Annotated in this window: 13 protein-coding genes and 2 tRNA genes; 7 read left to right on the top strand and 8 right to left on the bottom strand. The window is 39.3% G+C overall.

The window, feature by feature from the left end:
• Positions 1 to 4: 4 nt before the first annotated feature.
• Positions 5 to 2,467 (bottom strand): phenylalanine--tRNA ligase subunit beta, encoded by a 2,463-nt coding sequence (gene pheT, locus D0T50_RS01380; RefSeq protein ID WP_163221188.1) that lies wholly within the window; start codon positions 2,465 to 2,467, stop codon positions 5 to 7.
• Between the two features lie 919 nt (positions 2,468 to 3,386).
• Here pheT and D0T50_RS01375 point away from each other — a divergent pair.
• A complete protein-coding gene (locus tag D0T50_RS01375) occupies positions 3,387 to 5,060 on the top strand; it encodes an LruC domain-containing protein (protein WP_163221186.1) in 1,674 nt (557 codons plus the stop codon).
• Positions 5,061 to 5,187: 127 nt separating this feature from the next.
• Positions 5,188 to 8,058 carry a hypothetical protein gene (locus D0T50_RS01370; protein ID WP_163221184.1) on the top strand — a complete coding sequence of 957 codons (2,871 nt, stop codon included), beginning with the start codon at positions 5,188 to 5,190 and terminating at the stop codon, positions 8,056 to 8,058.
• 58 nt (positions 8,059 to 8,116) lie between these two features.
• Here the strand turns inward: D0T50_RS01370 and D0T50_RS01365 are convergent, their stop codons facing one another.
• Complete coding sequence (locus tag D0T50_RS01365; protein WP_163221182.1) at positions 8,117 to 8,614, bottom strand: peroxiredoxin; 498 nt, start codon at positions 8,612 to 8,614, stop codon at positions 8,117 to 8,119.
• 259 nt (positions 8,615 to 8,873) lie between these two features.
• On the opposite strand from D0T50_RS01365, the gene serB reads away from it, so the two are divergent.
• Entirely contained in the window at positions 8,874 to 10,112 is a 1,239-nt protein-coding gene (gene serB, locus D0T50_RS01360; RefSeq protein WP_163221180.1) for a phosphoserine phosphatase SerB, read from the top strand.
• Between the two features lie 20 nt (positions 10,113 to 10,132).
• Positions 10,133 to 11,395: a DEAD/DEAH box helicase gene (locus D0T50_RS01355; RefSeq protein ID WP_163221178.1), complete on the top strand. Its 1,263-nt coding sequence runs from the start codon at positions 10,133 to 10,135 to the stop codon at positions 11,393 to 11,395.
• A 2-nt stretch (positions 11,396 to 11,397) separates the two neighbouring features.
• On the opposite strand, the gene D0T50_RS01350 is transcribed toward D0T50_RS01355, so the two are convergent.
• The gene (locus D0T50_RS01350) at positions 11,398 to 12,513 is read right to left on the bottom strand and encodes a Wzz/FepE/Etk N-terminal domain-containing protein (RefSeq protein ID WP_163221176.1); all 1,116 of its coding nucleotides are present in this window, start codon (positions 12,511 to 12,513) and stop codon (positions 11,398 to 11,400) included.
• Positions 12,514 to 12,519: 6 nt separating this feature from the next.
• A complete protein-coding gene (locus D0T50_RS01345; RefSeq protein WP_163221174.1) occupies positions 12,520 to 14,823 on the bottom strand; it encodes an SLBB domain-containing protein in 2,304 nt (767 codons plus the stop codon).
• A gap of 172 nt (positions 14,824 to 14,995) precedes the next feature.
• On the opposite strand from D0T50_RS01345, the gene D0T50_RS01340 reads away from it, so the two are divergent.
• From D0T50_RS01340 to D0T50_RS01330, 3 genes are all read left to right on the top strand, one after another.
• Positions 14,996 to 15,071 (top strand) — tRNA-Thr (locus tag D0T50_RS01340).
• Positions 15,072 to 15,094: 23 nt separating this feature from the next.
• A complete protein-coding gene (locus D0T50_RS01335; protein WP_163221172.1) occupies positions 15,095 to 17,368 on the top strand; it encodes a cation:proton antiporter in 2,274 nt (757 codons plus the stop codon).
• 1 nt (position 17,369) lies between these two features.
• Complete coding sequence (locus D0T50_RS01330; RefSeq protein WP_163221170.1) at positions 17,370 to 17,828, top strand: hypothetical protein; 459 nt, start codon at positions 17,370 to 17,372, stop codon at positions 17,826 to 17,828.
• 282 nt (positions 17,829 to 18,110) lie between these two features.
• Here D0T50_RS01330 and D0T50_RS01325 read toward each other — a convergent pair.
• From D0T50_RS01325 to D0T50_RS01310, 4 genes are all read right to left on the bottom strand, one after another.
• Positions 18,111 to 18,184 (bottom strand) — tRNA-Arg (locus D0T50_RS01325).
• Between the two features lie 87 nt (positions 18,185 to 18,271).
• Positions 18,272 to 19,726, bottom strand: coding sequence for an AbgT family transporter (locus D0T50_RS01320; RefSeq protein WP_163221168.1), 1,455 nt, complete (start codon positions 19,724 to 19,726; stop codon positions 18,272 to 18,274).
• Positions 19,716 to 20,438 carry a DUF5932 domain-containing protein gene (locus D0T50_RS01315; RefSeq protein ID WP_163221166.1) on the bottom strand — a complete coding sequence of 241 codons (723 nt, stop codon included), beginning with the start codon at positions 20,436 to 20,438 and terminating at the stop codon, positions 19,716 to 19,718. Before D0T50_RS01315 ends, D0T50_RS01320 begins: the two co-directional genes overlap by 11 nt.
• Before the next feature lie 12 nt (positions 20,439 to 20,450).
• Positions 20,451 to 24,917, bottom strand: coding sequence for a DUF5113 domain-containing protein (locus D0T50_RS01310; protein ID WP_163221164.1), 4,467 nt, complete (start codon positions 24,915 to 24,917; stop codon positions 20,451 to 20,453).
• Positions 24,918 to 25,085: the final 168 nt, after the last annotated feature.

The raw sequence follows: 25,085 nt of genomic DNA, 5'->3' as shown, positions 1-25,085 counted from the left end.
TGTATTATCTAAGTTTGGCACCAAGCTTCTCTTCAAGGTTTCTGATCAGTTTGGACATTATTTTATCAATTACTTTGTCGGTCAGGGTTTGTGTCTCGTCCTGCAACGTAAAGCTTACAGCATACGATTTTTTACCTGCTTCCATATTTTTTCCTTCATACACATCGAACAATTCCACTTTGCGAAGGAGCTTCCTCTCTGTTTCGTAAGCAATCTTCTCAATATCGGCAAATTGCACTTTCTTATCTAGCAATAGCGCTAAATCGCGATTCACAGCCGGGTACTTGGAAAGTTCCTTGTATGACACCTTCACCGAACGAATTGCCTTCATTAGTTCTTGCCAATTAAGCTCGGCGTAATATACCTCGCTATCTATATCGAGCGATTTACAGATTTTCTTCGATACAACTCCAAACGCCCCCAAGCGCTTCCCTCCTCTTGTATCTACCGACAAGGCTGTGGCATAAATATCATTGATTAGATTACCAACCACCAAGTCGCGCAAGTTCAAGCCCAAACGAAGCAAAACATTCTCCACATACGCTTTAAGTTCATAAACAGAGCTGCTTTCATCAGCATGTGCCCAAGAGTTTGTGACTCTTTTTCCTGTCAGCCACATAGCAAGGTGATATTCCTCGCGGTAAGCAGCCAAAGGTTTTTCGCCACCTTTCTTTTCGGCATTGAAATAATAGCAGTTACCAAATTCAAAGAATCTAAGGTCGCCACTCTTGCGGTTAGCATTGTGTGCAATACTTTCTAAACCGCCGAAGAGCAGAGTCTGCCTCATACCATTCAAGTCATTGCTTAAAGGATTAAGCAGCATTACCAAGTCGTTAGCAGGGTACGACTCTAACTCGCTATAGTAAGCAGCGCGAGTCAGGGAGTTGTTCATGATTTCGTTAAACCCACAACCAACCAATTGCTCCGATATCAGGTTTTGCAACTTGTACGATTTGTCTTCGGGGCCTTTAGTTGTTAAACTTGAGCTAAGCGCTGTGGGTATTTCCACATTATTATATCCGTATATGCGTAGAATATCTTCAATCACATCCACATCACGTTGCACATCTACCCGATAAGGAGGTACGGCAAGTGTTATTCCTTCTGGTGTTTCGTTGGTGATTTTCATTCCCAAGCTGGCAACAATGCTTTTTATCGTTTCTGCCGGAATTTCTTTACCTACCAATAAGTTCACCTTATTATATATAAGCTCTACTACAAAATCCTGTATCGGATTTGGATAGATATCTTTTATTTCTGACGAGATAGTACCGCCTGCCAATTCTTTCACCATCAATGCGGCAAGCTTCAGGCAATATATAACGTTGTTAGGGTCTACTCCTCTTTCAAAACGGAAAGAAGCGTCGGTATTCAAACCATGACGGCGAGCAGTTTTACGCACCCATGTAGGATGAAAGTAAGCACTTTCGAGGAATATGTTCTTTGTTTCTTCCGTAGCACCCGATTCTATCCCGCCAAACACTCCGGCAATACACATAGGGCGTTCTTCATTACAAATCATCAGGTCGCGTTCGGAAAGTTTGCGCTCTACATGGTCTAATGTAGTGAAAGATGTTCCTTCAGAGAGTGTTTTAACAACTACTTTGTTGCCAACAATCTTATCGGCATCGAAGCAGTGTAACGGCTGACCAAACGAATGTAGTATGTAGTTTGTAATATCTACCACATTATTAATAGGGCGCAATCCAATTATACGCAGTTTGTCTTGCAACCAATCCGGGCTCTCTTTTACAGTAACCCCTTTAATGGTAACACCGGCATAGCGTGGAGATGCTTCTGTATTTTCTACAACAATATCAATGTCGAGTTCGTGATTGTCAACGGCAAACGCATCGACAGAAGGTTTCTTCAGTTCTGCAACTTTACCATTTTGCAACAAATACGCATAAAGGTCGCGCGCTACACCATAGTGTGAGCTTCCGTCAACACGATTGGGTGTAATATCGACTTCGAGCACATAGTCACTCTTTATATTATAATAATCTTTGGCAGGTGTACCAGGAACGGCATCGGCAGGAAGTACTATAATTCCATCGTGTGCAGTACCAATACCTATTTCGTCTTCGGCACAAATCATTCCATTGGACTCCACACCGCGTATTTTAGACTTCTTGATGGTAAAAGACTCTTCACCATTATATAAGATGGTGCCGTTTGTGGCAACAACAACTTTTTGTCCGGCAGCTACATTGGGTGCTCCGCAAACAATCTGCACAGGTTCTCCGCTCCCAAAATTCACGGTTGTAATGTGCAAATGATCGGAGTTGGGATGCTCAATGCAAGTTAAAACTTCTCCAATTATTATTCCTTCAAGACCTCCTTTTATGGTCTGAACTTCTTCAACACCACCGGTTTCCAAACCGATTGAGGTGAGTGCAGCTGCAACTTCGTCGGGCGTTAAATCAAACTCAAGGTACTGTTTGAGCCAGTTATAAGAGATATTCATATATAGATAATGTTTTATAATATTCAAAAAGATGCGCAAAGTTAAAAAAAGAATGGCATATTCCACCTTAATTAAATAAACTAAATAGGCAATGACATTCTTTTGTGGTTATAAATATAAACTTTTCTGCAGGTCGATGGTAATTGGAAAACTATCATAATGTCAAAGGCTTCGAGAATGCGATAAAATGAGAAAAGCCAACGCGTGGACAGGAAAAATCGCAGGAAAACGGCTTTAGAAAAAACGCCTCAAACAGTGTAAAAAACACTCACATCACCCAAAACATACCCTACGAGGCTTATAACGCCTATTTTTCTGACTGCATCTTGAATAAAAACACAGTCAAAACCAGGAAAGAACACAGTCAGTTCTACATTCAAACACAGTCCATTTTTCTTTCTATGCCTATGGACGAACGACCGTTTGCCATAAGCAAACACTCTGTATGCTTATGGATGATGGGTCGTGAGCCTATGGCAAACAGTCGCTCATCCATAGGCTCTTTTCGATTCAAAAACACCCTACCCAGAAGGCTTGTAGAGCACTTTTGCAAGTTGAGACTCACCCCACTTCATCAAACAGCATTAACCAAAAAGAAAGTATAAAAGTAATAAGGGAATCATATTGGTTGTTTTTATGTCGTTTTCAAGATATACAATATTATACAAATACAGAACAAGCAGTAATGTTGGCTTACATCAAACAGACTTATCGGTTATTATACAAGTGGAAAAGACTAAAATAATCAACTATTTTTCAATAAAGTTGTAGAATATATCCCCATATAACATTTATTAACAGCAAAACTATAAATGGTATGTTTATTGTTTGTAGCTTTGCAGAGTAAAGTAAACAAGTTTGGATATTACAATTTACAACTAAAACAATTATAAATGTATCACAACAAAAACTGTCAATTATGAAAAAGGTTGTTTTCTTTTTAGCCGTTATCTTAGTAGCTGCAAGTTGTAGCGAAAAAGATCTGTATGATGATCCCTACAAAGGGATAGACAAGAAAGAGTTGGATTTCAGTCTAACTGAAAAAGTGACCATCTCGAGCAATTTGCCAGCAGGTACCGCTTGTTATATTTATACTTCAGACCCATCGGGCGAAGGAAATTCAGGCAATCCTATCATGGTAGCTTATGCACCATTTAGTTTGGATATTACTGTTCCTAAAGCATTAAAACAACTCTACTCGTATGTAAATGGAGATATTACATTGCACGAGAAAGGTAATATTGTTTTGAAAGGAAGAAATGCAGTTGGCTCATTAACTCGTGCAGAAGGACCAGAAATACCTGGCGCTACACAAGTTGAACTTAGCGACGCGTTAATTACTGCAATTAACAAATTTTACCCCGAAAGCGTGGTAAATGTATGGAATGATGATATTAAAATGAGTAGTGACCTATTTGCTGCCGAAGGTACTAAAGATATTATCTCTAATGAAGATGGTAGTACTACTATCATTGAATACACCGACTCGAATGTATGGCTTACTTATGTTACCAATGGTGGTTCTAATTTTTCGGGCACCCTGTGGTATTATACTTATAGAGTAAACAAAGCTGGAGTACCCGATAAAACTCTTGATGAAATTAATAATAACCTGACTTTGGTTTTTAGCGATGTAGCACCTCCTACAAACACTGGTAATAGAGTTTACTTAGGTTCTTTCAAGCCTGGAACAAGAATTGGATTTAAATATCTTGGAAATGCAGCACACGAAGGTCAACCATATCCTAAATTTAGTACTCCGTACTATAACAAATTAGCTTATGAAGGTAGATACAGCGCTGGAAATATTAACCAAACATACAACGGCTCCCCTATTAGTGGGCTACGTTATAACTACAGAGATAATGAATACACTTGTGGTGTAATCAGAACCTGGGAATTCGAAGGAACAACCTACGCCACACTGGGTATGGAAAACCGCTTGCCAAGTGAAAGTAGCTGGGATGGCGACTTCAACGATATGATTTGCTTAATTGAAGCAGACCCCATCTGTACTGAGAACTTCATTCCTGCTCCAAATCCTACACCTGTAACTACTGTGCAAGAAGGTCTTTGGATATTCGAAGACAACTATCCAAACGAAGGAGACTATGACTTTAACGACTTGGTTGTAAAATATAAAATAACTGAAACTCAAGTTGACGAAACATGGTTGCCAAGTGCAGTTCGTCTCGAAATCAAGGCAAAAGGTGCAGCGTTTAGTAACAGCTTCGGCATCAATGGTAAGACCTTATTAACCGACTTGAATGGCTACATGAATGTATATGCTGACGACGATGCAGTAGAACCAATCGTAAGACAATTCGCAGTAGATAAAGCAGACAAATACATACCAATGTTATGCAATGGGAATCATACCTTTACTTCGGAAACATATTGGGAGAAAAATGAACTATTCCCATGTGCTTTGGCAATACCAATCACAGACAACTTTAACTTCAAGTGGTGTCTCGAAAATAAACGTATTGACGCAGCTTATCCAAGATACAAAGACTGGGTAAAAAGCGGGTGTGCTGCACATGGGAGCTGGTATGAGGATACTCCTGTTGAAGGTCTTGTTTGGAACAAATAGTAATAGATTAAATTATTATAACTCAAAATGGGGCGGAAGTTTTAGACTTTCGCCCCATTTTTCTTGTCAATCCGCTTCAATTCCTTACTTTTGCTACCATTAGCTAATTTTATACAGACAAACAGATATGCTTTCAGCCAAAAGAATCTCAGCGATAGCTCTATTGCTTTGTGCTACAATGCAATTGTATGCCCAGTTTGTGAATTATGGTACAGACCCTGCCCGCTATAAATGGAATATTGCCAAAACAGAACACTACAAGATTATTTATCCGCATGGCAATGATTCAATGGCATATCGCTATGGACAATTGCTGGAGACAGCCTACCCCGAAATACAGAAATCGATTGGTAAATCGCGTAGAACCCCCTTTCCTGTGGTATTACATCCCGGCAATATGCAATCCAATGGTATGGTATCCTGGGCACCTCGAAGAATGGAACTTATTACTACCCCATCATCCGATTTGTATGCACAAAGCTGGGATAGACAACTGGCTATTCATGAATCACGCCACGTTCTTCAAACACGCAAACTCATGCACGGTGTTTTCACGCCGATGTTCTATCTTTTTGGAGAGCAAACAGCGGGAATTGCCAACTTCTTTGTCCCCACATGGTTCCTCGAAGGAGATGCCGTAGTTACCGAAACCGCATTATCCTTCAGTGGTCGCGGAAGACTTCCCGAGTTTAATATGATTTATCGCGCTCAAATGGCTGCGGAAGATTTCTACTCATTCGACAAATGGTTTTTAGGATCATACAAAGATTATACCGGCACTAAATATGCCTTGGGATACGATATGGTTGCCTACGGAAGACATAAATATGGCTCCGACCTCTGGAATAAAGTAACCCGTAGGTATGTAAAGCATTTCTTAAACATACCACCTTTCTCCAGTTCTTTTAAACATCATACAGGAAGCACAACCAAAAAACTATTTAAGGAGACATTTGAATTTCTCAACGAAGAGTGGCGAAAGCAAGACAGCATTTTCTACCACTCAGGGTTTACTTACACCTACCTCACAGAGGACAAAAAAGATTATGTAGAATACAAATATCCGCAAGCTATTAATAACGAAACCGTCATTGCACTAAAAACCAGCTTGAAAGATATTGCCTCAATCGTAGCTATTACCAATGGAAAAGAGAAAAACATAACACATGTAGGCAACATAAACAGCCGTATTATCTACGTCAATGGGATGATTTACTGGACAGAGATAGAGACAGGATTGCGTTGGTCTCACGAGAGTTATTCTGTTCTTAAAAGTCACAACCTATATGCACAAAAAACCAAAAACATAACCTCACGCACACGCTACCAAGCACCTGCTATTAGTGAAGACGGAACACTTGCCGCACTCTCCGAGTATAGCGAGCAAGGGAATAACCACATTGTTATACTAACACTTCGCGACGGAATAGAGTTGGCTCGTTTTGCAACACCCGAAAATGCTTTTGCAAAGGACATTGCGTTCATGGGAGAAGACAAACTTGCTGTCAGTGCCATAGGAGACAATGGAATAACTATTTGGGAACTTAACCGGAAAACAAGCACATGGAGTAAATTACTAAGTCCAACTTGGGCAAATGTTAGTGCCATAACATGGAATGATAACAAGTTGTGGTTCGAATCGGGTGCTGATGGTACAAATAACATCTATTGTTTAGATCCACAAACAAAGGAAACACACAAAGTTACCACTGCAAGGTTTGGCGCATTCACCCCTACCCTTTCTACGGATAATGACCAATTGTTATTTGCTGATTACCAAGCCAATGGATATAAAATAGCAGCAACTCCGGTTGATAAGCTAACTAAAGAAAAAGTGAGTTTCACCTATCCACATGTTCCAAAACTTGCCGAAGCAATAAGCGAACAAGAAACATACAAGCTGGATACTGTACAGCTAAGAGATATTGATTTTCATACCAAGCGATACAACAAGTTGCTAAATCTTATTAAGATACATAGTTGGACACCATTTTACTATGATGCCAGCGATATTATCAACTTGAGTATGGATGATTTCAGCACGATTGTAAAACCGGGGGCAATGTTCTTGTCGCAGAATTCATTAAATACGGCGATTACACAGTTAGGATGGTTCTACGAAGATGGAGAGCATCATGGCAAGCTAGCTTTTAGCTATACCGGACTGTATCCTGTCTTTGATATAAATGTGGAATATGGTGGAAAAGCTTTCGATTTCATCTGGAGCAAAGACCAAGAAGGAAAAGATAAAGCTCAAGTAGCTTGGTCGGGGCGTGCAAGGCTTGATGCGGAAGCATGCGTATATATACCATTCAGATTAAATAAAGACCAATATATACGAGGCATACAACCGGCTGTTACCTATTATTATACAAACAATCGCTTTCAAGAGTATGGAACCACCAAATTCAGCGATTATCAATATATACTACCCGAAGTAAGATTCTACAATTATCGCAGAATGGCTCAACGGGATATCCTTCCGAAGTGGGGTTATCAACTTCGCCTGATGATGCTTCAGAGTATAGCCAATTCAAACTATGGCAAATCATATGCAGCTCGCTTAACGACTTACCTACCAGGTATTTTCAGTAATAACTCATTGATGCTCCGCATAGGATATCAACATCAGAATCCGGGTAAGATATTTCTTTCGAAAAAATTGATTGACTTTGCTCGCGGATACTCTTACCAGTATGCTACCAGCCGATTAATTGAATTGAAAGGTGATTACGGTTTTAGTTTCTTACACCCAGATTTTAGTTTAGGTTCATTGGCATACATTAAACGAGTCAGAGCAAATCTATTTTACGACCTATCGCTCAACAAAGCATTACGCAACAGCAAGTGGGATTCATTTAATTCTTATGGTGCCGATTTGTTATTTGATTTGTGTGCGTTGCAGTCCGATTATCCTATTTCGGCCGGTATGCGAATGATAAAACCGATACAAAAGAGCGGTGTAAGTATGGAGGCATTATTCTCTATTAGTTTTTAAAATACAAAAAGCGGAAGAAAACGATTGTATCGTCCTCTTCCGCCTTTTATTCTTCTTGTTATTCGTGATAACAATAGTTGCTTACTAATTCTTTAGCAGAGATGTTTTTGGCTATAATCACGCCATTCTCATCAAGCAGATAGTTGGTAAAACCACGGTTCAAGGCATATTTCTTGAATAAACCCGACTTCTCGCCCCGTGTATCCACGAAACAATCTGAAGTTTCTATCTGATCTTTGCGAACAGTTTCATCAAATATCGACTGATAAGTATCAAACGATACAGAAACCATTCTGATCTGCTGACTACCAACCGGCAACGCATTATTTAAACTAGCGTTCTGCATACGGGATTGTGCGTCATAACTAGCCCAAAAGCTAATCAACACATATTGACCTTTCATGGATTTAAGTGATACCACACCAGATGCGGTTTCAATCTTAAAATCGGGCGCAATATGACCGACTCCCAACCCTCCTGTTGGCTTGTCTTTCGCTACGAAAGATGTCAAAGAACAAATTAATATTACAGCAAAAATCCATTTTACATGCTTCATGTAATTCGGTTTTGGTTCATACTATCCGGAACTGTTTTATTACAGAGATTTCATCCCGGACGTTAATTTGAGACCTATCAAAATAGGAGAATCCGCTGATTCTCAATGTCTTTTTTCAGAAATCCGGTGCAAAGTTAAGCACTAAAGTTTCTTTTATCCAAACAAAAAGGCTTTTTTCTCACTTTCGGCTGCTTATTTTTATGTTGTTTAGCATATATCACGTATTTTTATCTAATTTTGCATTATTAAGAAAAGAGACATGAAAGAGCAAATTAAAACAGAACTCATTTTAATTAGAATTACGGGAATAGATCGTCCCGGGCTTACTGCTTCTATTACAGAAATACTAGCAAAATACAATACTACCATTTTAGATATTGGTCAGGCGGACATTCACAACACCCTCTCATTGGGTATTTTGTTTCGTTCGGAAGAAAATAGTTCGGGACTGGTGATGAAAGAGTTGTTGTTCAAAGGTTCCTCACTGGACATCAATGTGCAATTTTACCCCATTACTACCGAAGAATACGAAGAGTGGGTAAGCATGCAAGGAAAGAACAGATACATTCTTACGCTATTGGGACGAAAACTTTCTGCTATGCAAATATCGGCCGTAACCCGAATTTTGGCAGAACAAGGTATGAATATCGATGCCATCAAACGTCTTACCGGCCGTATTCCATTAGATGAGCAGAAAGCGAACGTACGAGCATGTATTGAGTTATCCGTACGTGGAACCCCTAAAGATGGAGCTGTCATGCAAGCAAAATTGATGAAATTATCTAAGGAATTGGAAATGGACTTTTCTATGCAACTGGATAATATGTATCGCCGCATGCGTCGCTTAATCTGTTTTGACATGGACTCCACACTAATTGAAACAGAGGTTATTGATGAACTGGCAATGAAAGCCGGAGTAGGCAAACAGGTGAAAGAAATTACCGAACGCGCCATGCGAGGCGAGATTGATTTTACCGAAAGTTTCCGCGAACGTGTGGCGCTGCTTAAAGGACTCGATGAATCGGTTATGAAAGAAATAGCTGAGAATCTACCTATTACCGAAGGAGTAGACCGACTGATGTATGTTCTTAAACGATACGGTTACAAAATTGCGATTCTTTCGGGCGGTTTCACATACTTTGGACGCTACCTACAAGATAAATACGGCATTGATTATGTCTATGCCAATGAACTTGAAATTATTGATGGCAAACTAACCGGGAATTACCTCGGCGATGTGGTTGACGGAAAGCGTAAAGCCGAACTCTTGCGATTGATTGCGCAAGTAGAAAAAGTTGATATTGCACAAACAATTGCTGTAGGCGATGGTGCTAATGACCTTCCGATGCTCGGCATAGCCGGACTAGGCATTGCATATCATGCAAAACCAAAGGTTGTTGCCAATGCAAAACAATCCATAAATACCATTGGGATTGATGGTGTTCTTTACTTTCTTGGCTTCAAAGACTCATATCTTGAGGAACGAGGAAAATTATAATCATAAATAAAGATTAACCCATGAAGTTTACTGAATTAAACTTATCTGAGACTATACTGGAAGCACTAGAAGCTATGCGCTTTGACGAGTGCACCCCTATACAAGAGAAATCCATACCTATCATTCTTGAAGGAAAAGACCTAATTGCTGTGGCTCAAACCGGAACCGGTAAGACTGCTGCTTTTCTACTCCCAGTAATCAACAAATTGAATAGTGGGAACTATCCCGAAGATGCTATCAACTGTATCATCATGTCGCCCACCCGCGAGTTAGCACAGCAGATTGACCAGCAAATGGAAGGTTTCTCATACTTTATGCCTACCTCAAGCGTAGCCATATATGGAGGCAATGACGGTATCTTATTTGAACAACAAAAGAGAGGACTTGTATTGGGTGCAGACGTGGTTATCGCTACTCCCGGGCGTCTACTCTCACACATCAATCTAGGGTATGTAGATCTTTCAAAAGTTTCTTTCTTTATTCTTGATGAAGCAGACCGTATGCTTGATATGGGTTTTTATGATGATATTATGCAAATTGCAAAATTGCTGCCTAAAGAACGTCAGACAATTATGTTTTCGGCTACGATGCCTACAAAGATACAGCAAATGGCAAAAAACATACTCCATGACCCTGTAGAAGTTAAAATAGCTGTATCTAAACCTGCTGAGAAAATTATACAGGCCGCATACGTTTGCACAGAATACCAAAAACTGGGTATTATTCGTGTGCTCTTTGCGCAAGAGCCTCCCGAAAAGGTAATTATCTTCGCTTCATCTAAACTTAAAGTGAAAGAAGTCACCAAGTCACTGAAAATGATGAAACTCAACGTAGGTGAAATGCACTCGGATTTGGAGCAAATACAGCGTGAACAAATTATGCACGAATTCAAAACGGGAAAGGTAAATGTACTGGTAGCCACCGACATAGTAGCACGTGGTATCGATATTGATGATATACGACTAGTTATTAATTTTGATGTACCCCACGACAGCGAAGATTATGTACACCGCATTGGCAGAACAGCACGTGCTAACAACGACGGTGTAGCGCTTACGTTTGTTAGCGAAAAAGAGCAACGTGACTTCAAGCAGATTGAAGATTTCCTTGAAAAGGATATCTATAAAATACCTGTACCTATTGAACTTGGCGAAGCACCTGCATACAACCCCAAAAGTCAATCAAAAGGAGAGTTCAAACGCAGCGAAAAAAAGAGAAGACCTGGCAATAGCAGTTTCCGCAAAGGTGGAAGACAGAAAGGACCAAAGAAGGGGCAGAACTAACCTCAAGCAGTCTTAGGTTTCTTCCACTCCGCGATAAAGTCTTTAACAAACAATATCCATCCCACAGCAGCAACACCTGCTAAAAACACAAATCCAATCAAAATCATTGCTTTACGTGGTTTAACTGGAGATAACGGAACAGAGGCCGGTTGAACAACTGTATAAACAGGGGTTATTTCTTGCACTTTGGCGCGAGCTACCTCAAGTTGTTGAGACAGCTGCATATACAGAGAATATGCTAAATTCATTTCATTCAACAAACGTGTTCTATCCACTTTCGAACTTTCGAGTACTATATTCGTATTTTTGTCTACATAAACAGCATAACGTTCCATCGCAATCATATAATTCGCTTTTGCTTCAGTAAATAATTTATCCGCAAACTCAAAATCATGACGCGCTTTAGTAGTACGATAATTTGTAATATGCATTTGCAATCGACTCATAACTACATCAGCTATTGTAGCTGAGATTAAAGGGTCTTGCATCGTCACAGATAACGAGGTTACACCACTCTTATTATCAACAGTTACCTTTATACGGCTAGCAATCTGACTAGCAATACCAGCTTCTTTATGTGTTAACCTAAAGGGGTCAATCTCGCTTTCAACAGCCTCCTCTCCCTTGCTCTTGAACAAAGACAATCCCCAACCAAGAATTTTAAAAGGAGCAGATGCAATACCGCTCCACCATGGAGAGCGTTGGTGATTTTGCAGATAATCACAAAGAGTAGTTTGTACTTCTCCCTTTTTATCTACAACCGGCACTTCGAACAACTCTATTAAGAAGGGCGTCGAGCTTACTATATCTGGGTATAGAGCGGGCGATAAGGCATCTCTTCCACTCGTTGCTCCCGTTGTTAAACCAGCCATGGCAGCTAAAGCTCCCATGCTTCCACCAGATGCACCTCCTCTGTTTTCAGGGGCTAAAGTGACTGTAGTTTCATACTCACGAGGAATACTAAAGGCTACAATTAATCCTATGAATGCAGCGACGCCACACCATTTTAATATTAAGACACGACCATCCCATACTTTCCGTACTAATTCCATCAAGTCAATTTCTTGCTCCTCTGATTGTACAGACTGAGTCTTTATTACATCCTTATTCTCACTCATAATTAATTACTTTCTAAGTAGAGCAATAACTATTGCAACCAACGAAACAAGCGAAGTAGCGACACTTATTGTCTCAGTTACCGTCATTTTTTTAGTTTCGCCTTTATTTGGAATAATAATCTCGCAACCCGGAGTTATTTTATTAGCTGTATTTCCCTTCAGACGGGCTACAGTACCATTCATATACACCACGTAAGCTCTTCTTTTTTTAGCACGACTGGTATATCCTCCTACCTGGTCAAGATAATACTTAAAACTTTCTCCTTCTTTGTATAGGACTGTATTTGGATGCATTACCGCTCCATTTATTCTGACCGTATTAATATATTCTGGAATAATAAGCTCATCCCCTTCCCTCAATACCAAGTCGAAGTCAGAACCCGGATTATCTAATGCTTTTTGAAGATTAATTCCAACAGAATAAGTTGGTTCGCTTTTTGCCACTTCAACAATCGAAACAGAATCTTCCGGTTCTTCTCTAGCAGCCAGACTCAAAGCATCATTGCTTCGTCGCAACTCTTCCTCGTTCTTTTGCCTCATTAACCGGGCACCATTTACAAATGCATCAGGAGTAATTCCACCCGCTTTATCTACTAAGTCACTTAGACGTTCGTTTTTCTTATTTAAGGCATACACACCACCAAAAACGACTTCACCTGTTACTGTAACATTTCGTTGTTCTTGATATGCAGGACTACGGCGAACATATACTTCATCAAAAGGTTCTAATATAAATTTATCTGAACCACCTATGATATAACCATCCTTCATATCAAACGAATAAGTCTTCCCTATCAAGTTTGTAGTTTCTTCACTTTCCGGATTTTTAATTCTTCTTGCAATATCAATACGAACAACGGAAGCAGCCTCAAGCAACCCACCCGACTTAAGTATCAAATCCTTTACAGACATTTTTTCAGCATACGTATATGTTCCTGGATTTGCTACTAGTCCATGTATCTTAAGCATTGGGCTCTCCTTCAAATCATGAATGCTTGAGATAGATAAAACATCATTGCGTTGTAAAGGGATGTCAGGAACTGCTCCGTTAATAATTCCTCTTAAATCAATTGATATTAGTTCCAAACTGAGGTCATCTTTCTCACGTTGAAGCTGTGCACGTTCCATAAAAGCATCTCCACGTAAGCCATCCGCCTTTTGAATCAATTGCTTAACGGAATTTATATTTCCACTTAATTGATACGTACCTTCACGATAGACAGCCCCAATAACTTCTATTTTATTTTCATACCGATCAAGAATAGTACCTACATCGATAGTATCTCCATCCTGTAACGGAAAGAGCGAATAATCCATTTCCTCTATAGTGAAAACTTGTTTTTCCTTTTCACTTTGTCTCATCAGGCGTATATTTTGTTTATAAGCATCGCCAACAAAGCCACCGGCAAACTCTAGTATTTTTGCAGCAGTCTCCCCCTCTTTCATTTCATAAGTCATCGGACGTTTTACTTTACCTTGTATCCTGACCAGTGAATTATATGGAAGTACCATGATAACATCACCTTCCATTAGACGAATATCTTCGCCTACTTTGCCATCCATGACATAGTCATACACATCAATATCTGCAATCTTTTTTCCATTTCTTATAAGTTGTATTGAGCGCATACCGCCAATAGAATTAATTCCACCAGCTCTATATAAAGCATGAAATACGGTTGAGAATGAAGATAATGCATAAGTACCGGGAGTAGAAACTTCACCCATCATTATTATTTGAATTGTCCTGTTTTGACCAAGCGTCAATCTAATTTGCGAAGTCTCATCACCTATCGTCTCATAAATTTTGGAGAGCACACGCTGCATATATACTTCTGCTTCTTGCACAGTCATTCCGCTTAAATAAACAGGTCCTATCTTATTAATTTGTATGCTACCTTCAGGAGAGATGGTTTGTCGGATAGTTGTTTCGGAATTTCCCCAAATATCCACTATAACTTCATCCCCTGGACCTAACCTGTAGTTTGCAGGCGTTGCCATATTAGTACTTGGCTCAAAAGAAAGGTTATTGTTCGCAAATAAATCTTTCCCGAATATTTCACTTTTAATCTTTGGTTGATTATTTTTTATGCTATCATCTTTTGCCAAATCGGGCACATTGCGGGTCCTTTGTTGCTCAGCAACTCCTGTTGACTGGTTTGCAATCGTAGCTTTAATTTGATCTTCATTAACGACTCCTGTAGACTGACTTGCAATCGCGGCTTTAATTTGTTCTTCCGTCATTCGTTGCGCCAACATACTTGTTGATATTGCAAACAATAATAATAAACATGTGATAGCTTTACGCATAGTGTTATTATTTAATTAAAATATAAATTATCGGCAAAGGTAATATAATTCTTTATAAAAAACAGCACATAAAAAGCACATAAAAAGGAAAAAAACGATACAGTCCAAAGAAAAAGAAAAACAATTCATTCTTAACTTTGAAATAATCTTTTTAATTTTGCGTACGAAAATTGCCGATATAGCTCAGTTGGTAGAGCAACACATTCGTAACGTGTAGGTCGCCGGTTCGAGTCCGGCTATCGGCTCCACTCCACATAACACCAAGAATTCGATGGCTCATTTACACGAATTTATTACCGATTTAGCAATTATACTCATCACAGCAGGCATTGCCACCATTGTATTTAAATGGTTAAAGCAACCTGTAGTTCTTGGCTATATATTGGCTGGTTTTATTGCCGGACCACACGTCACATGGCTTCCTACTGTTACTGATATGGGCAACGTAGAGGTTTGGGCAGAAATCGGTGTTATCTTTCTACTCTTTGCACTAGGATTAGAGTTTAGCTTTAAGCGGCTTATGGCAGTAGGTGGAACAGCTACTATTGCCACTCTCGTCAATCTAGGTTCCATGATTATTATCGGATATTTTGTAGGAAAGGCTTTTGGGTGGTCACAAATGGATAGTATCTTTTTGGGAGGAATGCTTTCGATGTCCTCCACAACTATTATCATTAAGGCATTCAATGACATGGGACTCCAGAAACAGCGATTTGCAGGAATTGTTTTTGGGATGCTTATTGTAGAAGATTTAGCTGCTATATTAATGATGGTCTTGCTATCCACGTTGGCAGTAAGCAATGAAATAGAAGGAACTGCTTTATTGGGCAGCCTGTTTAGGTTAGTTTTTTTTATTCTTATTTGGTTTGTAGTTGGTATCTATTTAATCCCTACAATGCTAAAAGCTATAAAAAGATTCCTCAACGATGAAACATTACTAATCATTGCCATGGGCTTTTGTTTCGGCATGGTTCTTTTTGCTTCCCATGTAGGATTCTCGGCAGCATTAGGAGCATTTATCATGGGCTCTATTCTTGCCGAAACAGTTGCGGTTAAACACATTGAGCGATTAGTGGAACCATTGAAAAACTTCTTTGGAGCAGTTTTTTTTGTTTCTGTAGGTATGATGCTTGCACCCGATATTGTAAGGGAACATTCTGTTACAATTGCCGTGTTGGTAGTAGTGGTATTAATCGGTCGCGTTATTTTTGCCACATTAGGTGTTCTGGCTTCAGGCGAAGGTCTGAAAGTGTCGTTGCAAGCAGGATTTAGTCTTGCGCAAATTGGGGAATTCTCCTTTATCATAGCTACTTTGGGAACAAGTTTGGGGGTAATAAGCAACACCCTCTACCCTATTATAGTTTCAGTATCTATCATTACCACATTTACTACGCCTTATTGCATCCGGCTGGCAACTCCACTATACGCATTCATAGAAAAAAGAATTCCATCAAGGTGGAATACTTTAATTACCGGATATACTGCCTCCAAATACAAAACTGTAAACACACAAAACGATTGGAACAAACTACTTAAAAGTATTCTTCAGCTAGTCGCAATATATTCGGCACTCGCTATTGCTGTTTTGCTGTTGTGCGAACGCTTTACTACACCTTATATTATAGAATATATACCCGGAAGAGTTGGAAGAATCATATCAGCTACTCTTACTATCTCCCTGATGGCACCTTTCCTACGCGCTATACTGATGAAAAAGAATCGTTCGGAAGAGTTCAAGAACCTTTGGGGCAATAACTATTTCAATCGGGGGATTCTTATATTATTAATAGCTTCCAGGGTTTTTCTTTGTATGATTCTTATATTAATGGTATTAACTCCACTTTTCTCCAACCTAACCATTTGGATGTCTCTAATTGGCTTTGTAGTGATTATTTTCATCATTCTATCTCAAGGATTCAAGAAACAATCGCGCAAAATGGAAGCTCGTTTTTTAAGTAATCTCAACTTAAAGCAAACGTTGGAAGAGAACAAAGCAGCTATACCTTCCAGTATGAAGAAACACTTATTATCCAAAGAAATACACATAGAAGAAATAGAGATAACCCCTAACTCTCCCAAAATAGGCAAAAGTTTGCATGAACTAAACTTCCGGCAAAAAACGGGTGTTAGCGTTGTTACCATTCTTCGTGGAAACAGAAAAATAAATATCCCCGATGCTCATGAAAAGCTTTATCCATACGATAGAATTGTTATTGCCGGCTCTGACGATAATATTCAACGATTGATTAAAAGCATTGAAGAACGAAAATCAAAGAAAGCAAGTTGCGAAGAACAAATACCCGAACATCATGTTGAGCTGTCTCAATATATTGTAGAAGAAGAGTCTCCTATTGTCGGAAAAACAATCGCACAGCTAAATCTGCCAAAGAATACAGAATGTATGATTATCAGCGTTGAGCGCGGAGAAGAAACCATTACAATCCTTACCGGACATTTTGTGTTTCAAAAAGATGATATTTTATTGCTGGCAGGAGAAAAAAATAAGTTAAGAGCATTTGAAGAAAACTTAAATAACAGAAAGTAACATGAATCAAGCAACACTCAACGAGCACAACAAAGAGGAATACCCACCTATGCATACCGCAGAACATATTCTTAACCAAACCATGGTACGTATGTTTTCTTGCGAACGATCCAAAAACAGTCATATCGAACGTAAAAAAAGTAAGTGCGATTACTTTATCAATCAAGAGCCAACAACCGAAATCATCGCTGCTATAGAAAAGAAGGTTAATGAGATTATCGCACAACATTTGCCAGTAAACGAGATGTTAGTTACACGCGATAACATACCCGAAGGTGTTGACTTAAGCAAACTCCCCACCGATGTGAGCGAAACTCTTCGTATTGTTAAAGTGGGCGATTACGACACCTGTGCCTGTATCGGGCAGCATGTATCCAACACGTCTGAAATCGGCACATTTAAAATAACAACAACAGACTATACCGATGGAAGATTGCGATTAAGGTTTAAATTGATGTAAGTCAACTTCTAAAATTTTCTGACTGAGTTTTACCTCAAAACTCAGTCAGAAAATTTAAAAACTCAGTCAGAATTGAAGCAAAACTCAGTCAGAAAATCAGCCATTTCAAACCCTGCTCACAAAGCTTCTGAGAGGGGGTGTGTCAAGTCTATAAACTTGACGCGTGTACTCTTTATACTTGACGCGTCAAGTCTTCAAACTTGAAGCGTCAAGTCTTTGTACTTGAAAAGACAAAAAAACCGCAAGCTACAGATAACACTGTACTTGCGGTTCTTTTTAAAGTGATCAGGTTGGGATTCGAACCCAAGACCCACAGCTTAGAAGGCTGTTGCTCTATCCAACTGAGCTACCCGACCGTCCTTTATTTCGGCTGCAAAGGTAAGTCTTTTTGCGATAAATCAAAAAAGATTCTTGTTTTTTTTCAGTCAACCTATACTCACAAACTATAATCCTAAAGGTATATTCAATAAATACCAAGCGACAAAGAGTAGAATCCATGAAACCAAAACAAGTAGTGAATACCTCCACGTATACTTCAACAAGGAAACGTACGAGGAGCGTTTATCATATTCTTGCATAAAAGTTAGCACCAGCGGCATATAAAAAAGGAATGGAGTTATGGCGTTAGTCGCGCTATCTCCTATTCGATAAGCACATTGTGTAAAATCCGGCGAGATACCCATTTCAGCAAAAACAGGTATAAAGATAAATGCCATAAAGCTCCACTTCGTCATAGCCGAAGCCATAAAGAGATTGATAAAAGCAACAAATAAGATAAACAACACCAATATCCACAAACTATGAATTTGTAATGAAGAGAGCATATTTGCACCCAGCACCGCAACACATTTATCTAAATTTGAATACTCCAAGAAGGCAAACATCTGCGAAGCAAAGAAAGCTATAACCAGATAAATACCCAACAGCCGCATGGGATGTACCAATCCATCTACTACTTCCGAGTCGGAGCGATAGCGTCCCGAAGCAAAACCATAAAACATTCCCATAAGCCCAATGCCAAAGGAAATAATAAAAAGGATACCGGTTATAAATGGAGAGCGAACTAGTCCACCTGTTACTCCACGAAGCACTCCCCACGAGGAGAAAGTAAGCCACAATATAATAAGAAAATAAGCTGCACCTATGATAAGCGCTAATGTCAACGCTTTCTTCTCGCGACGAAATAGCGGAGTATAACTCTCCACATGTGTATCGCCTTCGTAACGCCCCAAGGATGGAATAAGATTTTTCTTTGTTACAAAATAAATAACTGCCGTTATTAAAAAGGAGGAAGCAACCATGAAGTAGTAGTTGGAAAGTGGTCCTGTACTGCTATTGGCATATATAGTAGAAACAGCAGCAGCTTGTGTTGTATTTGCCAACAAAGGATCGATGGTCGATACTATCAGGTTAGCGCTATATCCGCATGCAACCGAAACATATGCCACAATAATACCAGCAATAGGATGTAAACCAACTGTATAGAATAAAGCCGCAGCAAGTGGCAACAAAATAATATAGCCCGCATCGCCTACCAAATTAGACAATACGCCTGCTACAATAACTAATAGTATTACCTTGTTTGTATCCTGTTTGCCCATTCTACGACTACGTATACAGGCATTAATAAAGCCAGAGTGTTCAGCCACACCTATACCAAACATAGCTATAATCACCATCCCTAAAGGAGCATATCCGGTAAAATTAGTTATAACATTACGCAACACCCATCGAACACCTTCTTCACTCAGCAAGCTTTGCACGTGTATGTTTTCGCCTGTCTGCGGATGTATCACATTTAATCCGTAAATATCGAATATCCACGAAAGAAAAACTACTGCCAACGTAAGTAACAAAAACATAGTGGCAGGATGTAATATCCGCCATTTACTCCTCATCCGGTTCTAAATTATCTATATCAATGACACGCAACTCCAATGCACGAACTACCAGACGAGTAGCGTTTACCCCTACTCTATCTCCTTGTGGAAAGAGCCGGTTGGTTAGGTCATTCTGTCGTTTCTCCAATGATTTTACGCCAAAAGGCATTCCTTTCAAGTTAGCAATCATTTCTTTTGTATAGCCCAACGCTAAATGACGTAGGAATCGTTCGTCATATTCGTCAATATCATAACCAATGATGGCTTCTTGACGTCTTGAATCATTTTCGACAGACTTCTTAAAGCGGTCTACTATCTTTTCTAAAATAGGATAATTGAAAACCAGTTTCTTACCGTCCATAACAGCTTGAACATCGGTCTTCGTTAGCAGCTCGCCAGTTTTGAGAATAATGCCATCGGCTCCCGCATTCAACACATCTACCCAAAGCTTTTCATTCAGAATCTCGCCCGTGAAAATAAGGACACGTACGTTTTTATACTGCTTAAAAATGTTGCGGCATATCTCCACGCCAATGGTAGTAGAACCTCCCAGCCCCAAATCCAACAACACCATATCGGGAACTTGTACTTCCATTAAGTCCCAAAATTCTTTCTCGGTCATGGCTGTACCAATCACTTCGGCATTGGGTATTTCATGGCGAAAGATTTCTTCGGTACCTTTCAGTTCTAACTTAACGTCTTCTACAATGATTACTTTAAACTTTTCCATATTGTCATTTTATTATTTTTTACGTTCGGGCAATGTGAAGTAAATACTAAAGCCAACTCCCATAGCTGCCGGTTCGGCATTAATGCGACAACCTCTCCTTCCTGCATATTCGTCGTGATCACGAATAATCTGTTTACAAACCAAATATTCGGTTCCTTTCAATTCACCCCGCTCGCCTGATGTCATGCGTTCAAGATTAGGATAGAAGAGCTGATTGAGTTCCTCTGTTGATTTCGTTCTGCGGTTATCTGTAAAGAGGAAGCGTACAAAACCATCATTAGTTACTTGCGCTTGTAGTATTAACTCACCCGGCAAGTTAGTTGAAAGAGCTTCCTCTAGTAAATTTTCCAACAAGAAATAAAGTAAATTAAGGTCACCCAACACAAGTGGCTTTTCCTCGGGGCAATGCAGCGTTAAAGAAACTACTCCTTCCTTTCCTTTGGTTAACTTCTTGAAATAGCGCTCTGCATACCTCAGCAATTCCGCAACCGGAATCGTTATTCGACGAAAAGTAACCTCCTCTAACTGTCGGGATGCATTAGAACTAAGAATGGTAAATATACCTTTGTAATACTCTATCAATTCGCTGATAGCGTCTACATCGTCTTCCTCTTCTTTTGTTGTACGCGTAGCATCTAACAACCTACCGATGATTTGCTTAATTTTATTGGGATAATAAACTGTTTCATGCTTAATAGTAGACAAGCAATTATCTAACACTAAGTTTTGCACGTGTAACATACTATCTTCGCGCGAAGCACGATGCGCATCTTCGTAAGCCGATTCAATATCTCTGTATCGCATAGCCAATTTTACTACCGCATTAAAGATAACAATACTCACATAACGCGTAATCAAACCCAGTAATAGTAGTTCTGACTCTTGTTCTGCACCCTCTTGTCGTTCCAAGTAAAGCACCCCAACGCATTGTTGCTTATCGCCGACCTCCACATTTAATGGAAATGCCTGAGTCATTTTATCCGTTAAGTAACTCTGTTCAACAAAGCTCCTGCCGATTATATCGGGCAGCATATTCAATTGCGGATACGAAGCAAACTCCAGTTGTTCCCTATCTTCATTATAAACAGCTAATCCCAATCGTTTTATTGGCACCAGTTCATTTATTGGCTCAAAAGCTTCATTCACAATGTTTTGCGGAATTTCTCTCAAAACATTTTCCTCTTTCTGCAATACCTCCACCGACTCTTCCGAGCGCAACAACGAAGAGGAGAACATCGTTTTATTTATGTCCAACACCTGTTCCAAATTCCAACGGTTTACAATTCGTTTGCGAACAAACACGATATAATAAACTATCAGCGAAGAAAGGAACAACAAAACACAAAGCAACACGCCCACGGCCTTGTTGGTAGTAGAACGTTCAAATTCGCGACAATAAGCCTCTAAAGATTGATCTTCGGCACTAAGTTTATAGAGTGCAGTATATGCTTTATTGTTATAGGAATAGTCGTCCCATTCTCTCAGTGCCAGGAAAGCAACTGCCGCCTCGTTGCGTATTTGCAGAATAATAGAATAATCTGAATCAAAGAAATTCTCCCACCAGGTTAATTCGGCAGGAGAACTGTCGCTAATCAGTTCCATAAAAACTTTGGGTTCAGCACCAAATACATTATAATGCCGATTAAGTTGTGTCATGGCAGAGTCAATATACTCTAGAGCAAGCTCATACTCTTCAGTAACATTACAGTAGTAAGCAGTATCAGCATAAGCAGATGCTTCATCGAGCAGGTAAGCGTACTTTAACAGATTTGCAGTTTTAACCGAATCAGTAGTGATACTTGCCTGCTTTGCTACTTGCTTATGACAGGAAGTTAGTCCGAAAGGCAGTAACAAACAGAGCAATACCCCTAATATTTTCTTTATACCCAATGGCAAACGAAAGAAAAAGCGACTTCCCTTACCCAACGAGCTTTCCACATCAAACACACAGACATTGAACAAGGTGTTCGTTTTACGATATTTCTCGATAATTCCTTTGCAATTCATCAACCCGAAACCACTTCCTTTGATACGCTTTAGTTCTTCAGCTGCTGCCTCGTTCATACCAATTACCCGCGAATCATACACCTTCTCGCCTTTAATCATCGCCATATCTGCATCAGATAATCCCCGTCCATTATCTTCTACGGAGATTTCCACATATGCATCTGTGGATTTGGCATAGACACGAACAGTTCCTCCTTCGGCAGTGTACTTACGAGCATTCTCTGTTAATGTATTTATCATAAAGAGAGTCAATGCTTTATCGGCTTTAGTAATCACAGAAGTAGGTTCAACATCAAAGGTTTGCTTTTTCATTTCGAAAGTTTTGCGCCCTTTGGCTACCAAGGAGAAAAGCTCGTTCAATTCAAAGTTCTCGATATTCAGGCTTAGGCTTCCCTGTTTCATTTTTATCCAAAGGGCAAGAATGTCATTATACTCATTGATGGTTGTTACCAATTCATTAATATATTGAAATTTCTCACGCCTCACAACTTCATTTTTTGCAAAACTCTTCTCTTTGAGTTTGTATACCTCATTTAGAATACGGTCTATATAAGGCACAATACCGTTTACTATTGCTAAACACGATTTTTTAATTAAGTTCTCTCGCTTATTCTTTGCAATATGTTGTTCAAAGACATATCGTTGTTTCTTTAATTTTTCTTGTTCGTCGCCAAGTGATATGAATGTCATTCCATTATCGAGCGTCCAAGCAATATAGGGACTGATAACCTGTATTAACGTTCTTTCTTCTTTGGAAATAGGACGAAGAGTAAAGAGCTCCAACACACCTATAGGTTGTTCCTTGTCGGGTACAAAGAGTGGAAAAGCTGTTCTTATCTGTTTACTACTCTTCGCCACAATTGATTTGCTTTCATCCAAATCATTATCCAACCGAATACCCATATCAAGCACACCAGTCAACACCCTCATGTCAGGCAGAATCGCTTCTTTTATGGCTGCGATAATATCTTCTTCTTCCTCTACATCCGATGGAACAGAAGCAGTAATCTTTTGACAAATATCTAATGTAAGCCGCAAGTGTTTCAGATGGTTTTGATTTCGCTTCTTTGCTCGTCCATTGAAGAACCAGAATAACACAATTAAAATACAAATAAGTACAAGGATAAGTAATAACAGCCAGTTCAATTGTTTTGATTCTTTTTCAAGGACAGAATATCGACTTTCCAATTCTTTATCTTGCCGTGTGTATTTTAAGATATCGAGGTAAATATTGCGGTTGTAATCGGATTCCTTTTTCATACCCATTCCTGCGTAAGATACGCTGAGTTGTTCGCGAATACGCGAAATCCATTCAGGTACAGTCTTTACTTTTACATGCTCACCGCCCTGCCGCATACCGGTTATCCAGCCTATTTCAGCATAAGCTGTATCACGTTCCACATACGTATACAATACATCATCTGTTTTATTTTCGCCTGAATAGAACATACGGTGATGTTCGTTCACACAATCTAACGCTCTGTTTAGAGAGTCCAACGCCTCGGCATAATTACTATGTTCATTAAGATAGCGCGCTATTGATACATAGGCTCCTGCTATCTGATAGATATCGTTATACTCCTTGAATTTCTCCAACGCCATACGTGCCAGCCGAAAAGGAAACATAGTATCAACAGGAAGCCCAAACTGTGCAATGAGATACGAACGGCGATTCAAGAAGAATTCAAAATTATCTGGTGATACCATTAGGTTGGCTAAACCCTGCAAACTATTTCCTTCAAAATAGGTATATCCATATCGCGAAGCCAACCGCCATGTAAGGTATAGCTCATCAAAATCATTCAATTGTTTTCGTTCCCACCTCTCTTCATTGGTTAACGACGCAGAACCTTTTATGTAGTGGTAATATAATAATTGACTTGTATCATTTTCAAATTCAACTTCAGGTTTTATTTCATTAATAGAAATAATCGCTTCATTCATCTGTTGGAGGTAATAATAATAGATTGCGGAAACGATAGAGAACTCAGTGTAAGCAAAATTTAACCTTGTTTTTTCGCGCTGACCTACAAAAAGGTTACGTTCTTCATCCAATCTGCGTATCCGCCGAAGGGCATTATTGCGATAGTCATAAAACTCCTTATTCATGGAGGTACGTTGATATATCTTCATCATCCCCACATCGGCTATAAGCAGTTCTAATTCGTTCTGTGTTAAACTATAAACTTCGCGATAGCAACGTTCTGCTTCATCGAAATCCATACGCATAAAAGCATAAAAACCTAGATTGTTACACGCCTCAGCTTTACCTTGTTTGTAAAGAGACGTTTCTTCATAAGCTAATTTTGCCAACTGATATGAAGAATCCAGATCTTTGTAGCGAAGCATATATGCCCGATAGTTTAATGAATCAATAAAACGCACTTCGCGGGTAGGTGCAGTTCCTACACACGAGAAAAGTGTTGTAATCCAAATGAATAGCAACAAGTAAATCGGCGAACGTTGATTCATGCTATGACAAGCTTATATGATAAAAACTTTTACTATTTCAAAGCAATATGCTCTTTACAAAGGTAAAAAACAAATGATTGAATTTACTCAGTTCCGCTAATTTCTTTAACAAATAGTTTGCAATAGTAATATAAAAACATATATTTGCACACATCATTACTAAATGTG

This window comes from Bacteroides sp. 214 (assembly GCF_010501015.1).
GTDB lineage: Bacteria > Bacteroidota > Bacteroidia > Bacteroidales > Bacteroidaceae > Bacteroides.
The sequence above is the reverse complement of the archived record's forward strand: the minus strand, read 5'-3'. Positions and strand labels throughout refer to the sequence as shown.